This is a genomic window from Modestobacter sp. URMC 112, assembly GCF_053502575.1.
In genome coordinates this window covers 483,101-495,668 of record NZ_CP199957.1, presented here as the reverse complement: position 1 = coordinate 495,668, position 12,568 = coordinate 483,101, and the positions used below count along the sequence as shown (strand labels likewise).

The 12,568-nt window shown below is 75.8% G+C and carries 14 protein-coding genes and 1 riboswitch; of the genes, 8 read left to right on the top strand and 6 right to left on the bottom strand.

The features are described 5' to 3' along the window. The first annotated feature begins 100 nt into the window (after positions 1-100). Positions 101-586, top strand: coding sequence for an Lrp/AsnC family transcriptional regulator (locus tag ACWIX6_RS02310; RefSeq protein ID WP_448615236.1), 486 nt, complete (start codon positions 101-103; stop codon positions 584-586). Between the two features lie 22 nt (positions 587-608). Here the strand turns inward: ACWIX6_RS02310 and ACWIX6_RS02305 are convergent, their stop codons facing one another. Beyond that, positions 609-2,084, bottom strand: coding sequence for an AAA family ATPase (locus ACWIX6_RS02305; protein ID WP_448615235.1), 1,476 nt, complete (start codon positions 2,082-2,084; stop codon positions 609-611). A 162-nt stretch (positions 2,085-2,246) separates the two neighbouring features. Between ACWIX6_RS02305 and ACWIX6_RS02300 the strand changes: the two genes are divergently transcribed. Continuing rightward, on the top strand, positions 2,247-2,633 hold the full coding sequence (locus ACWIX6_RS02300; RefSeq protein WP_448615234.1) for a DUF6394 family protein: 387 nt from the start codon (positions 2,247-2,249) through the stop codon (positions 2,631-2,633). 5 nt (positions 2,634-2,638) lie between these two features. Beyond that, positions 2,639-4,447, top strand: a complete 1,809-nt coding sequence (locus ACWIX6_RS02295) for a potassium channel family protein (RefSeq protein WP_448615233.1) — start codon at positions 2,639-2,641, stop codon at positions 4,445-4,447. Positions 4,448-4,451: 4 nt separating this feature from the next. Here ACWIX6_RS02295 and ACWIX6_RS02290 read toward each other — a convergent pair whose 3' ends face one another. Continuing rightward, entirely contained in the window at positions 4,452-4,703 is a 252-nt protein-coding gene (locus tag ACWIX6_RS02290) for a DUF3253 domain-containing protein (RefSeq protein WP_448615232.1), read from the bottom strand. A 99-nt stretch (positions 4,704-4,802) separates the two neighbouring features. Between ACWIX6_RS02290 and ACWIX6_RS02285 the strand changes: the two genes are divergently transcribed. Next, positions 4,803-5,318: a hypothetical protein gene (locus ACWIX6_RS02285; protein ID WP_448615231.1), complete on the top strand. Its 516-nt coding sequence runs from the start codon at positions 4,803-4,805 to the stop codon at positions 5,316-5,318. A 56-nt stretch (positions 5,319-5,374) separates the two neighbouring features. Here ACWIX6_RS02285 and ACWIX6_RS02280 read toward each other — a convergent pair whose 3' ends face one another. The 3 genes from ACWIX6_RS02280 to ACWIX6_RS02270 all read right to left on the bottom strand — a co-directional run bounded on the left by ACWIX6_RS02280 (position 5,375) and on the right by ACWIX6_RS02270 (position 8,347). Then, positions 5,375-6,697: a serine hydrolase domain-containing protein gene (locus ACWIX6_RS02280; protein ID WP_448615230.1), complete on the bottom strand. Its 1,323-nt coding sequence runs from the start codon at positions 6,695-6,697 to the stop codon at positions 5,375-5,377. A 10-nt stretch (positions 6,698-6,707) separates the two neighbouring features. Further along, complete coding sequence (locus ACWIX6_RS02275) at positions 6,708-7,052, bottom strand: DUF3817 domain-containing protein (protein WP_448615229.1); 345 nt, start codon at positions 7,050-7,052, stop codon at positions 6,708-6,710. 197 nt (positions 7,053-7,249) lie between these two features. After that, positions 7,250-8,347: an NlpC/P60 family protein gene (locus ACWIX6_RS02270; RefSeq protein ID WP_448615228.1), complete on the bottom strand. Its 1,098-nt coding sequence runs from the start codon at positions 8,345-8,347 to the stop codon at positions 7,250-7,252. Positions 8,348-8,363: 16 nt separating this feature from the next. After that, positions 8,364-8,529, bottom strand: a riboswitch (cyclic di-AMP (ydaO/yuaA leader). 149 nt (positions 8,530-8,678) lie between these two features. Between ACWIX6_RS02270 and ACWIX6_RS02265 the strand changes: the two genes are divergently transcribed. The 4 genes from ACWIX6_RS02265 to ACWIX6_RS02250 all read left to right on the top strand — a co-directional run bounded on the left by ACWIX6_RS02265 (position 8,679) and on the right by ACWIX6_RS02250 (position 12,181). Next, entirely contained in the window at positions 8,679-9,221 is a 543-nt protein-coding gene (locus ACWIX6_RS02265; RefSeq protein ID WP_448615227.1) for a hypothetical protein, read from the top strand. A gap of 4 nt (positions 9,222-9,225) precedes the next feature. Next, positions 9,226-9,699: a GNAT family N-acetyltransferase gene (locus ACWIX6_RS02260; RefSeq protein ID WP_448615226.1), complete on the top strand. Its 474-nt coding sequence runs from the start codon at positions 9,226-9,228 to the stop codon at positions 9,697-9,699. Beyond that, positions 9,696-11,240, top strand: coding sequence for a phytoene desaturase family protein (locus tag ACWIX6_RS02255; protein WP_448615225.1), 1,545 nt, complete (start codon positions 9,696-9,698; stop codon positions 11,238-11,240). The genes ACWIX6_RS02260 and ACWIX6_RS02255 overlap by 4 nt, the downstream gene beginning before the upstream one ends. 71 nt (positions 11,241-11,311) lie before the next feature. Then, a complete protein-coding gene (locus ACWIX6_RS02250; protein ID WP_448615224.1) occupies positions 11,312-12,181 on the top strand; it encodes a YhjD/YihY/BrkB family envelope integrity protein in 870 nt (289 codons plus the stop codon). 5 nt (positions 12,182-12,186) lie between these two features. Here the strand turns inward: ACWIX6_RS02250 and ACWIX6_RS02245 are convergent, their stop codons facing one another. Further along, positions 12,187-12,546 (bottom strand): YrdB family protein, encoded by a 360-nt coding sequence (locus ACWIX6_RS02245; RefSeq protein ID WP_448615223.1) that lies wholly within the window; start codon positions 12,544-12,546, stop codon positions 12,187-12,189. Positions 12,547-12,568 lie beyond the last annotated feature (22 nt).

The following is a 12,568-nucleotide window of genomic DNA, read 5'->3' as shown; positions in this document are numbered from 1 at the left end:
GTGGAGCAGATCACCCGTCCGTCGATCTGCGCAACACCCGAACGCATGACTGAGCAGCGTGACCGGTCTAGCGGCGCTCAGCCGTGTCAGACTGAGCACCATGCCCGCTGGGGACCGACTCGACGCCACGGACGCGCGGCTGCTGCTGGCCCTGTCGGAGGACCCGCGGGCCACGGTGCTGGCGCTGTCGCAGCAGCTCGGGCTGGCCCGCAACACCGTGCAGGCCCGGCTGGCCCGGCTGGAGGCCGGTGGTGCGCTGGACCCGTTCGAGCGCCGCGTCCGGCCCGAGGCGCTGGGCTACCGGCTCGGGGCCTACGTGACCGTGCAGGTGGTGCAGCGCAGCCTGGCCGACGTCAGCGCGGCGCTCGCCGAGATCCCGGAGGTCCTCGAGGTCACCGGGCTCTCCGGGGTGGCCGACCTCCTCGTGCAGGTGGTCGCGGTGGACGCCGACGACCTGTGGCGGATCACCGAGCAGGTGCTCGCCATCCCCGGGGTGCAGCGCACCGACACCAACCTGGCCCTGCGCCGGTTCGTCGACCACCGGCTGACGCCGCTGCTCGAGCGCGCCGCCGGTGAGGACCGCTGACCGCAGCGACCGCGGCCGCGCGTCAGGTGGGGACGCTGCCCAGCAGGGTGCGGGTCATCGCGTTGCGGGTGTCCAGCAGCTCGCCCAGCGCTCCGGACAGGTCCGCGGCCGAGACGCTCAGCGGACCGTCCGGGATGCGCTGGGCGGCCAGCAGCGCCGCCCGGCGCAGCAGCTCCTTGAGGAACGAGGCGGTCACCCCCTCGGTCCGCGCCAGGACGTCGTCCAGCCCGCTGGTGTCCACGTCCAGCCGACCCCGGTAGAGCTCGAACAGCGCCCGGCGGGCGTCGGCGTCCGGCAGCCGCAGCTCGACCGCCTGGTCGACCCGGCCGGGCCGGGCCGCCAGCGCGGGCTCGAGCAGGTCGGCCCGGTTGGTGGTCAGCACGAAGACGACGTCGGCGTCCTCGGCCAGCCCGTCCATCTCGTTGAGCAGCTGGAACAGCAGCGGGTGCTGACCGGGGTGCATACCGCGGTCCTCGGCGATCAGGTCGACGTCCTCGATGACCAGCATCGCCGGCTGCAGCGCGCGGGCCACCGAGCACGCCTCGGCGATCAGGTGCAGGGCGTTGCCGGTCAGCTGGATGACCGTCGTCCCGGTCAGCGTGCTGGCCAGGTAGCGGACGGTGTGCGTCTTGCCGACCCCGGGCGGGCCGTAGAGCAGCACCCCCCGCTTGAGGTGCTGCCCGGCGGCCAGCAGCTGCGCCTTGTGCCGGGCGACCTCCACCACCTGGCGCTGCACCTCGGCCAGCGTGTCGGCGGCCAGCACCAGCTGGTCGGCGCCCAGGGTCGGCCGGCGGTGGAACTGCAGCAGCGTCTGACCGTGGCCGAAGACCTCGGCACCGAAGGACAGCACCTGGCCGCGGAAGACGTTCTGCGCCATCGCCGCAGCACGGACCTCCGCCGCGGCCCGGGTCGCCGCCTCCGGGTCGGTGCTGACCACCTGCACCGTCGTCTGCGGCAGCCCGGTCTCCGGCTCGGGGCCGCGCAGCAGCACCGCGGTGCGGGCCGCGCCGTCGGTCACCAGGTAGACGCCGCACCGGACGCAGGGCCGGGACTCGCCGTCCGGTCCGGCGGACCGGTTTACCCGGGCGGCGTTGCCCGGCCGGGGGCCGTAGGGGTCGTGCGCCTCCGGCCCGGCGGACAGCAGCTCGCCCAGCCCGAAGGGCCGGTGCTGGAAGCCGACCACGCCGACCAGCTGTGCGGTACGCCCGGCCCCGGCGAGCCAGGTGTCCAGGCCGGCCTGCACGTTGACGTGCTCGTACCCGGGCCAGGTCTCCTCGACGACGTCCAGCGCGGCACCGGCCGGGCCGAGGTGGCCCAGCAGCAGCCCGGACAGCGTCACCCGGTCCCCGGCGCGCGCGGCACCGACGACCGCCCTCACCCCGCGCCGCACCAGCTTCCCGACGTCGGCCAGCTCCGGCCGGGGACCCGCGGGCACCGGCCGGTCGACCTCGAGACGGAGCTCGGACGTGTACGCCTGCTGGCCGACCTGGGGCTCCACGGCGCCTCTCCTCCGTGCGGGGACCGACCCGCACCGTAGCCATCCGGGCCCACCGGGGACAGCGACCCCGACCGGCGGCCCGCGCAGCGGAGGACGGCGAGTCGCCAGGAGCGGGGCTATCGTCGGCGTCCGTCAGCGCAGCGCCGGTCCCCCGGGAGTCCCGTGAACCTCGAGAAGGTGGTGTTCGGGTTCTTCGTGCTGCTCGCCGCGACGCTCAACTTCGGGTTCTTCATCGGGGACATCTCCGACCCGGTGCTGCACAACGAGTACGAGCTGTTCGCCGCCGTCGTGGTCAACCTGATCGCCACGGTGCTCAAGTTCGGCGACCGGACGCAGATCGGCGCCGTCCACCTGGCCACCAGCCTGGTCGCCGACCTGCAGCTGATCGCGGCCACGCTGGTGTGGGCCTACGCCACCCAGATCTCCGCCGCGGGCCTGGACGCCGGCGCCACGGCCAGCGTGGTGTCCCTGTCCGGCGGCGCGCTGCTGGCCAACGTCGTCTCGCTGGTGCTGCTGGTGGTCGAGACCGTGTCCTTCCGCCGACCGTAGCGGCGGTGACCACCGTGAGCAGCGGGCTGCGCGCGTCCGTGCGCCACCTGATGGGCCGCGACCCCGAGCCGCGCCGGATGCGCCGCCGGAGCCCGCTGGTGACCGGCGCGCAGGCCTCGGCCACCGTGTTCGTGATCCTCCGCCGGATGCGCGCCCCGCTGATCATCCTGGTCTTCATCTTCGCGGTCAGCGTGCTGGGCCTCACCTTCATGCCAGGGGTGGACGACCAGGGCCGGCCCTGGCGGATGGGCTTCTTCGACGCCTTCTACTTCATGAGCTACACCGCGACGACGATCGGCTTCGGCGAGATCCCGTACCCGTTCTCCGGCGCCCAACGGCTCTGGGTGATGGGCACGATCTACCTCACGGTGGTCGGCTGGGCCTACGCGATCAGTGCGCTGCTGTCCCTCCTGCAGGACCGGGCCTTCCGCCAGGCGCTGGCGTTGCAGCACTTCCGGCGGAAGGTCGCCCGGCTCCGCGAGCCGTTCCTGCTCATCGCCGGCTACGGGCAGACCGGCGAGGCGCTGGGGCGCTCGTTCGACACCCTCGGCCGCCGGTTCACCGTGGTGGACCTCTCCGACACCCGGATCGACGCCCTGGAGCAGAACACCCACCGCGCCGACGTCCCCGGGCTGGCCGGGGACGCCCGGGACCCGCACAACCTGGAGATCGCCGGGCTCGGCCACCCGTGGTGCGAGGGCGTGCTGGCCCTCACCAACGACGACGAGGCCAACCTGGCGGTCACCATGACCGCGGCGCTGCGGCGCCCTGAGCTGCCGGTGGTGACCCGCACCATCTCCCCCGTGGTCGCCGGCCGGATGCGCGCGTTCGGCGAGCCCACGGTGATCAACCCGTTCGACCGGTTCGGGGACCACCTCCGGCTGGCCCTGCGCGCTCCCGACGCCTACCAGCTGATGACCTGGCTGGAGAGCGGCCCGGGCGCCGAGCTCACCCCCCGCAAGGACGCCCCGGCGCCGGGCCGGTGGGTCGTCTGCGGCTACGGCCGCTTCGGCCGGCACTTCACCGCCGACCTCCGCGCCGAGGGGCTGGAGGTCACCACCATCGACCAGGACGACGGCCACCCCGACGGGCCGGCCACCATCGTCGGCGACGGCACCGACCCCCGGGTGATGGCGCAGGCGGACCTCCGGACGGCGCGGGGCTTCGTGGCCGGCACCGACAACGACACGACCAACCTGTCGCTGGTCGCCGAGGCACGGCGGGTCAACCCGGACCTGTTCGTGGCCGCCCGGCAGAACCAGCCCACCAACGCGCCGCTGTTCGCCGCGATGGAACCCGACGGGTTGCTGGTGCCCACCGACGTGGTCGCCCACGACGCCTACGCCCAGCTGAGCACCCCGCTGCTGTGGCGGCTCCTGCAGGAACTCCCCGGCCAGAGCGACGAGTGGGCCGCCGACCTGGTCGCCCGGCTGACCACGGCCTGCGGCCACCGGCTCGAGGAGCTGTGGAAGGTGCGGCTCGACCCGACGGAGGCCCCCGCGCTGCAGCCGTGGCTGCGCGGCGGCGAGCTGACCCTCGGCGACCTGCTGCGCAGCCCGGTGGAACGGGAGCACCAGCTGCCGGCGGTGGTCCTGCTGGTGCTCCGCGGCGACGAGTGCACCCTGACGCCGGGCGGGGACTTCGTGCTGCGGTCCGGGGACCAGCTGCTGATGGCCAGCCGACCTGTCGTCCGCCGGCAGCTGGAGGCCGCGCTGGTCGTGGACTCCGTGACCGAGTACCTGGTCACCGGACGCCGGGTGCCCTCCAGCTGGATCTGGCGCCGGCTGACCCGGACCGCCCCGCGCCGGGCCTGACCGGTCAGCGCGGGCGACGGACCCGCACCGGCCCCCGCACGGTCGCCACGTCGACGACCTCGCCGGACCGGGTCACCTCGACCGTCCCGGCCGCCGCCAGCCGCCCGGCCGCTGACCGCGCCGCGGGCATGAGGTCCCGCCAGCCGACCGGGTCCACCGCCCGCGCGGCCTCGGACGGGCAGATCGAGGCGCCGGACCGCCGCTGGTCCAGCAGCGCCCCGATGGCCTGCTCGAGGGCCCGGTCGACGTCGTCCACCCGGCCAGCGTCGTCCCGGAACCGGCCCGTCGCCAGCCGACCGGGCCGGTCGCCGGCCGCGCGGTTTGCCCGTCGACGCGGCCCGGGTAGGGCGACCCCATGGCGAAGCGGAGCCCGGTGGGCACCTCCGGCAGGACACGGCGGGGGATCGGCACGCTGGGCTGGGCGCTGCGGGGCGCGGCCGCCGGTGCGGCGGGGACGACCGCGCTCAACGCGGTGACCTACCTGGACATGACCGTCCGCGGCCGGGGCACCAGCTCGACGCCGGAGCAGACGGTGGAGCAGCTCGCCGGGAAGGCGCACGTGTCCATCCCCGGCGAGAGCGCGACCCGGGACAACCGGGTGCAGGGGCTCGGCGCGCTCACCGGCATCGTCGCCGGGATCGGCATCGGCGTCCTGGTCGGGCTGGCCCGGGCGGCCGGCTTCCGGTCCCGGCCGCTGGTGGGCACGGCGCTGATCACCGGCGGCGTCCTGGTGGCCACCAACGGGCCGATGACGGTGCTCGGCGTCACCGACCCGCGCACCTGGTCGGCCACCGACTGGACCAGCGACATCGTGCCGCACGTCGCCTACGCAGCGGTGGTGGAGACAACGATGGACGCCTTCCAGCCCTGACGGCCCCCGTGCAGGGTCCCGCCGCGAGCCTGCGAGTGGCGGGGGGCACGGGGGCCCTATCTCCAGCTGGCGTCGTCGACACCACCCGGGACTGGGGCGTCGGGGTCGTAGGGCGTCCGGGTGAAGACGAAGGTGGCCAGGTCCAGGTGGTCGGGCGCGATGCGCAGCGTCTCACCGGCGTAGTAGCCGTCCAGCCCCACCCAGGTGCCGTCGTCCCGCGGGGCGAACCGGCTCGCCCGCCCGGTGCGCCCGGCCAGCGGGCCCAGGTGCAGCAGCCCACCGGCCTGGGCGCGGAGCACGTGCGGCGTGGGCCCCCAGTACCAGGTGCCGAGCAGCTCCAGGGGCAGCGGCGGGGTGGAGGGCACCCAGGGCTCGACCACCCGGGGCTCGGCGGCCCGCAGGTCGGCCAGCAGCCCCGGCACCAGCGGGTCGACGCCGCTGGTGGTGTTGGCCAGCATCACCGCCCCGGTCTGCTCGGCCCGGTCGACGAGCACCCCGGCCAGGAAACCGGGCATCGAGCCGCCGTGGCCCACCAGCGTCTGCCCGTCCACGCGGACCACCTGCACGCCGAGGCCGTAAGCCGTCCAGCCGGGAGCCGACGGGTCCACGCCGGCCGGCACCGTCATCTCCTCGAGCGTCGCCGGCGCGAGCACCTCACCGGTGTCGCCGAGCAGGAAGGCGGCGAAGCGGCCCAGGTCGGCCAGGGTCGCCCACAGCTGCCCGGCGGCGGCCATCACCCCGGCGTCGTGCTCCGGCTCGGGCAGGACGACGTCGGCCCACGGGTGGACGGCGCAGCCCTGCGCGGCGGCATCGGCCGGGCGCGGCGTCGTCCGGGTCATCCCCAGCGGCGCCAGGACCTCGTCGGTGACGACGTCCTCCCAGGAGCGGCCGCGCTGCCGGGCGACGAGCTCGCCCAGCAGGCCGAACCCGAGGTTGGAGTAGTGGAAGCGCCGCGCGGCTCCGAGCACGACGTCGTCGGGCCCGAGCCGCAGGTCGGCCAGCGTCCCGCCGGGCACCCGCTCCCACCAGCCGCCGGGGCTCTCCGAGCTGGCACCGGCCAGGTGGGACAGCAGCTGGCCGACCGTCCGGTCGCCCAGCGGGGTGCCGGGCACGTGCCGGTCCAGCGGGTCGTCGAGGTGCACCACGCCCTCGTCGCGCAGCCGCAGCACCGCCACGGCGGTGACCGTCTTGCTGATCGACCCGAGCCGGTACTGGACGTCGGTGTGCGGGTCGGCGACGGCGCCGCGGCCGGCCGACCAGGCGAGCCCGCCGCCGCGGACCACCCCGGCCACCAGGCTGGGGGCACGACCGTCGCGCTGCGCCCGGGCCGTGCGGGCGAGCAGGGTGCGGGCGGTCGTGGGCAGCACCGGGTCGGCCATGGCGGGGAGGCTATCCAGCCCGCGACGTCACGGGCTGCGCGACCGGCAACCGGCCGGTCCGCCGCGCCCAGCGCTCGAACCACACGGTGCTGAACGGCGGCACCGAGGCGGCCAGTGCCAGCAGCGCCGTCCCGGGGGTCCAGCGCAGCACGCGCCAGGCGACCAGGGCCACCAGCACGTAGGCGATGAACACCGCGCCGTGCACCGGGCCGAACACCTGGACGCCGACCTCGGACGTGCGCAGCACCCACTTGACGAACATGCCGGCCAGCAACAGCGCCCAGGAGACGGCCTCGGCGACGGCCACGGCGCGGAAGACCCCGGCCACGGTGCGGGGTGCGAGCAGGGAGGTCATCGGGTCCTCGGGGGGTCGGTGGGACGAGCCGCGACCGATGGTGCCCGCTCGGCCGGTGTGACCGTGCACGCACCCGGGACACGACGGTGCCCCGGCCGCCACGAGGCGACCGGGGCTCCGGTGTCGTGCGGCCCACGACAGGCCCCCTTGCAGGGCCCCGCCGCGAGCGTGCGAGCGGCGGGGGGCGAGGGGGTCCTTCAGCCGGCGATGCGGCGGGCGAACGGCTGGCTGCCCATGCTGTTGATGGACCCGATCTTCACCGGCTGCCCGGACGTAGAGGCGTGCACCATCTGCCCGTTCCCGATGTACATGCCCACGTGGCTGACCGGGCTGTAGAAGAACAGCAGGTCCCCGGGCTGCAGGGCACTGAGCGGCACCGGGCTCCCCATGCCCGCCTGGGCGCGGCTGGAGTGCGGCAGGCTGACGCCGGCCGCGGCGAAGGCGAACTGGGTCAGGCCGGAGCAGTCGAACGCGTTGGGACCGGCGGCCGCCCACACGTAGGGGTCGCCCAGCTGGGCCATGGCGGTGTCCACGGCGGTTCGCGCGGCACCGCTGCCGGCAGCCGCTACGGGCGGGGGCGGAGCGGCCTGCTGCCGGGTGGTCGACCGCGAGGCGGCCGGTGCCGAGCGGTCGTCGGCGGGAGCGGCCGCGTGCTGCCGCTCGGCGAGCTCGGCGGCCCGCTGCTGCTCCTCGGCGGTGAGCCGGGCCAGGTCGGCCTGGTACTCGGCGATCTGGGACTGCAGCGCGGTCTGCTGCGCGGCGACCCGGTCGACCTGGGCCTTCGCCTCGGCCGCGGCCTGGTCGGCGGCTGCCTTGCTCGCCGCGGCCGCCTCGGTGGCCTCCTGGGCCGCGCCGAGGACGCCGTTGTTGTGCTGGGCGATGGTGTCCAGCGTGCCCACGCGGTCGAGCAGCTCATCGGCCGACCCGCTGGTGAGCATCGCCTGGAGGGTGCTGAGCTGGTCGCCGGTGTAGGCGCTGCGCGCGACCTCGCGGACCTTGTCGCGGGCGTCGCCCACGGCGGCGTCCGCGGCCTCGACCTGTTCGGCGGCCTCGGCGGCCTCGGCCTGCTGGGCCTCGAGCTGCACGCGGGCGTCGTTGAAGTCCTCGGTCACGACCTCGAGGTCGTGCGCCCGGGCGGCGACCAGCGCGGCCGCCTCCTGGGAGTTCTCCGGTGTTTCGGGTGCGGCGACCGCGGGGAAGGAGGTGACTGCGACGCCGGCTGCGGCGGCGAGGGTGACGAGCACCCGGCGGCCGGTGAACGCCCGGTGGCGGGCAGCAGAGAGCGAACTCGCCATGTTCGGCGGGTTTTTCCTTTCTTCCACGTGCCGCCTACCGAGTTAGCTGACGGGTTCGGGCGGGAAGACGCCCGGCACCTCGGCTCTGTCGAGCCGACGTGCTTCACCCCAGTACTGCGGTGGGTCCCCGGTCCATCTGGCCAGCAGGGAGCACTGACACGGTGGTTCGGCGGCGCCCGGTCGGTCGTCACCCGGTAGGTGACGGAACGACCCGTCCGGACGCGCCCACGGTAGGTGCGTGACGGACTTGTGACAAACCGGGGCTGCCGACTTGTGCAGAAATCCCGAGGGTGCGCGAAGACACGCTCACGCGGGGTGACAGGCTCGCTGGGTGCGAGGACTGGCGCGGCGCGAGTTCTGCCTCGTGCTGCTCCGCCGGATGGCCGACACGCGACCTGACCTGGTCCTCGAGGCACTGCCCCGGCTCGGCGCCGACCGGGCCGAGGCGCACGCGGCACACACCCGGTGGCAGGCCCTGCAGCACTCCCCCCGGGCGCCCCGCGGTGTGACTCTTCGCACAGCGGTGCTCGGCCCGCCCGAGGAGGTCGAGGACGCACCCTTCGGCGACCTGGACCTCGTCGTCCACCGCTGGCCGCTGCCGCTGTGGCCCCACCTGCGGTGGCAGGTGCTGGCCGCGCCCGACGGGCCGGTGCTGCACGAGGAGCTGGTCCGGGCTCCCGGCTCCCCGGTCCCGGCCGCCCGGCCCGGCGACCTGCGGGTGTGGGAGCACGTCGTGGCCGACGTCGCGGCGCTGCCCGGCGCCGTCGACGTCGACCCCGACGTGGTCACCCGCTGGGAGGTGCACCTGCCCGGTGCCTGCGCCGAGTTCGTCTGGGGACTCCTGCAGCGGGTCACGCCGGACCCGGGACCATGAGCTGGTGCCCCACCTGACCTCCGCGGGCTGGGACGACCCCGTCGTCCGGCAGCTGACCGCCGCCCAGCAGGCCGAGCTGCGGGGACGCTACGGTCCCGACAGCGAGCCCGGCGTTCCCCCGTCGGCGACCGACGTGGCCGTGGTGCTGGTCGCGGTGGACGACGACGGGACGCCGGTGGGCTGCGGCGCACTGCGCGCCCTCGGACCGGACAGCGCGGAGGTCAAGCGGATGTACGTCGTCCCGGCCGCGCGGCGCCGCGGCCTGGCCAGGCTGCTGCTCGAGGGCCTGGAGTCGGTCGCGGTGGAGCGCGGGTGGACCACGCTGTTCCTCGAGCTGGGCCCGGGCCAGCCCGAGGCGGTCGGCCTCTACACCGGCGCCGGGTACACCCGCACCGGCGCGTTCGGGCACTACGTGCGCCCGGACCAGGACTGGTCGCTGTACTTCCGGCGCCGGCTGGCCGTCCGGGAGGGCCGGTGACCGGCTACGACGCCGTCGTCGTCGGGGGCGGGCACAACGGCCTGGTGGCCGCCGCCTACCTCGCCCGCGCCGGCTGGTCGGTGCTGGTGCTGGAGCGGCTGGGCGTGCTCGGCGGCGCCGCGGTCAGCAGCCGGGTGTTCCCCGGCGTCGACGTCCGGCTGTCGGCGTACTCCTACCTGGTCAGCCTGCTGCCCGACCGGATCGTGGCGGACCTGGCGCTGCCCGTCCGGCTGGTCGACCGCGCGGTGGCCTCCTACACCCCGCTCCGGCGCGGCGGACGGGCCCGGGGCCTGCTGGTCGAGCGGGACGAGGGTCCGGCGACGGCGGCCTCGTTCCGGGAGCTGACCGGGTCGGACGCGGAGTTCGCCGGCTGGCAGCGGTTCTACGGCCGGCTGACCACCCTGGCCGAGGACCTCGCGCCCACCCTGACCGAGCCGCTGCTCGCCGAGGCCGAGCTGGTGCGGCGGCTGCGCGACCCGCAGCTGTGGCACGACCTGCGGGAGCGGCCGCTGGCCGACGTGGTCGGTGCGCACCTGGGCGACGACGACGTCCGCGGGATCGCGCTGACCGACGGGCTGATCGGCACCGCCGCGGACCTGCACGCCGCCGACGGCCTGGCCGGCCGCTGCTTCCTCTACCACCTGGTCGGCAACGGCACCGGCCGCTGGCGGGTGCCCGTCGGCGGCATGGGCGCGGTCAGCGGGGCGATCGCCGCCTCGGCCCGGGCCGCCGGCGCGGAGCTGTGCACCGGGGCCACCGTCACCGCCCTGGAGACCCGGGCCGACGGCGTCACCGTGCACTGGACCGACGACGAGGGCACCGAGCACGCCGTGGACGCCGGCCACGTGGTCTCCGGCGCCGCGCCCGCGGTGCTGGACGAGCTGCTCGGGCTGCCGGCCCGGCCGCGCCCGTCGGGCTCCCAGCTGAAGGTCAACATGGTGCTGCGGCGGCTGCCGGCCCTGCGGTCGGGCGCCGACCCCGCGACCGCCTTCGCCGGGACGACGCACGTCGACGAGTCCGCCGGGCAGCTGGACGCCGCGGCCGAGCAGTCCCGGGCCGGCCGGCTGCCCGACGTCATCCCGTTTGAGGTGTACTGCCACTCGCTCACCGACCCCTCGATCGTCGGCGACACCGGATTGCACACGCTCACGCTGTTCGGGCTGTACACGCCCGCGGAGCTGTTCGGCGCCGACCCCGTCGGCACCCGCGACGAGGCCGTCCGCCGGGTGGTGGCCCAGCTGGACGCGCACCTGGCCGAGCCGCTGGCCGACTGCCTGGCCCGGGACGCCGACGGGCGGCCGTGTCTGCAGGCGTCCTCCCCGCTGGACGTCGAGGCGAGCCTGGCCATGCCGGGCGGGCACATCTTCCACGGCGACCTGTCCTGGCCGGTGGCCGAGGACCCGGAGCAGGCCGGCGGGTGGGGTGTGGCCACGCCGCACCCACGGGTGGTCGCGGCGTCCTCCGGCGGGACGGTGCGCGGCGGCGCGGTCAGCGGACTGGGCGGCTTCGCCGCCGCCCGGCACCTGCTCGACGGCCGCTGACCCCCGGTCGCCGGCTCCGGTGGGCGCGAGCGGCCCGGACCTGGTGCCATGGGCCGGTGCGGGGAGCCTGGGTGCGGACGGAGGCCGGCGGACTGTGGCGCGCCATCCGGGCCCAGCTGCGCGGCCGGGACACCGCGCTGATCTCGGCCGGGCTGACCTTCTACGCCGGGATCGCCGTCGTCCCGCTGCTGGTGCTGTCCCTCGGCCTGACCGCCTGGCTGACCAGCGCCGGGACGGTCCGCTCGCTGGCCGGGCGGCTGGCCGAGGTGCTGCCGGCCGAGCTGGGCGCCCCGGACGCGCTGGCCCGGCTGGTGGACGCCGGGGTGACGCTGAGCCCGCTGAACGCGGTGCTCAGCCTGCTGCCGATCTCGCTCTACGGGGAGGGGCTGCGCCGGGCGCTGCTCCGGTTCAGTCCGGCGCACGACCGGTTCACCGCGTGGCGCGGCCGGCTGCTGGCCCTGCCGCTCGTCGTGGTGGCGCCGCTGCTGCTCTACCCGCTGTTGCTGGCCGGACGGGAGCTCGCCGACCTGGCACAGCGGCCCGGCGCCTGGGCGGCGGTCGGCGGCTTCGCGGTGGGCTACTACTCGGTGCTGGCCGCCCTCACCGTGCCGCTGGTGTGGGGGTTCCGGGTGGTCGCCGCCGGGCGGCTGCGCTGGTCGGCGGTCGTCGTCGGCGCGCTGCTGACCGCGGCCAGCCTGTCGGGCTTCCTGCAGGGGTTCGTGCTGTTCCTGGCCCTGCCGCTGGACCTGGGCGCCCCCTTCGGCGGCCTGGTCGTCGTCGGCGGCGCGGTGGCGCTGGGCTTCTGGCTGTTCCTGCTGCACCTGGTGGTGATCGCCGGCTGGCTGTTCACCCTCGCCCTGGACGCCCGGCTCCGCCGCGACGACCCGGCCGACGACGCCGGCGCCGGCGAGCGGCAACCGGCCGCCGGGGCGCGCCGCTGAGCCGGTCACCCTGCCGGCGTCGTCCCCACGGTCGGCAGCAGGGCGGCGAGGACCAGGTTGACCGCGACCAGTGCAGCGAGGCCCCCGCCCCAGCGCGGGGACAGCCCGACGGCCAGCACCAGCGCGGCACCGCCGAGGACGGCGACCTGCACGGCGAGCCGCCCGGCCGTGGAGGGGACCGTCGCGTGCGGAGCCGCGAACACCGCCCAGAGGACGGCGGCCGCCACCGGCAGGCCGACCGCCAGCACGACGCGCAGGACGCCGTCCCCGCCCAGCCGCCACCCGCCCCAGGCGAGCACGCCCAGCGCGACCAGCTCCAGCAGGAACGCCAGCCCCGCGTTCACCCACGCCACCCCGATGGCCATCGCCGCCTCCTGATGAGATCAC

Bases quoted from the DNA above. Each gene is read 5' to 3' on its own strand.
- ACWIX6_RS02270 (WP_448615228.1), bottom strand. From the start codon at position 8,347: ATGGCGAGTTCGCTCTCTGCTGCCCGCCACCGGGCGTTCACCGGCCGC.
- ACWIX6_RS02280 (WP_448615230.1), bottom strand. From the start codon at position 6,697: ATGGCCGACCCGGTGCTGCCCACGACCGCCCGCACCCTGCTCGCCCGC.
- ACWIX6_RS02310 (WP_448615236.1), top strand. From the start codon at position 101: ATGCCCGCTGGGGACCGACTCGACGCCACGGACGCGCGGCTGCTGCTG.
- ACWIX6_RS02285 (WP_448615231.1), top strand. From the start codon at position 4,803: ATGGCGAAGCGGAGCCCGGTGGGCACCTCCGGCAGGACACGGCGGGGG.
- ACWIX6_RS02245 (WP_448615223.1), bottom strand. From the start codon at position 12,546: ATGGCCATCGGGGTGGCGTGGGTGAACGCGGGGCTGGCGTTCCTGCTG.
- ACWIX6_RS02275 (WP_448615229.1), bottom strand. From the start codon at position 7,052: ATGACCTCCCTGCTCGCACCCCGCACCGTGGCCGGGGTCTTCCGCGCC.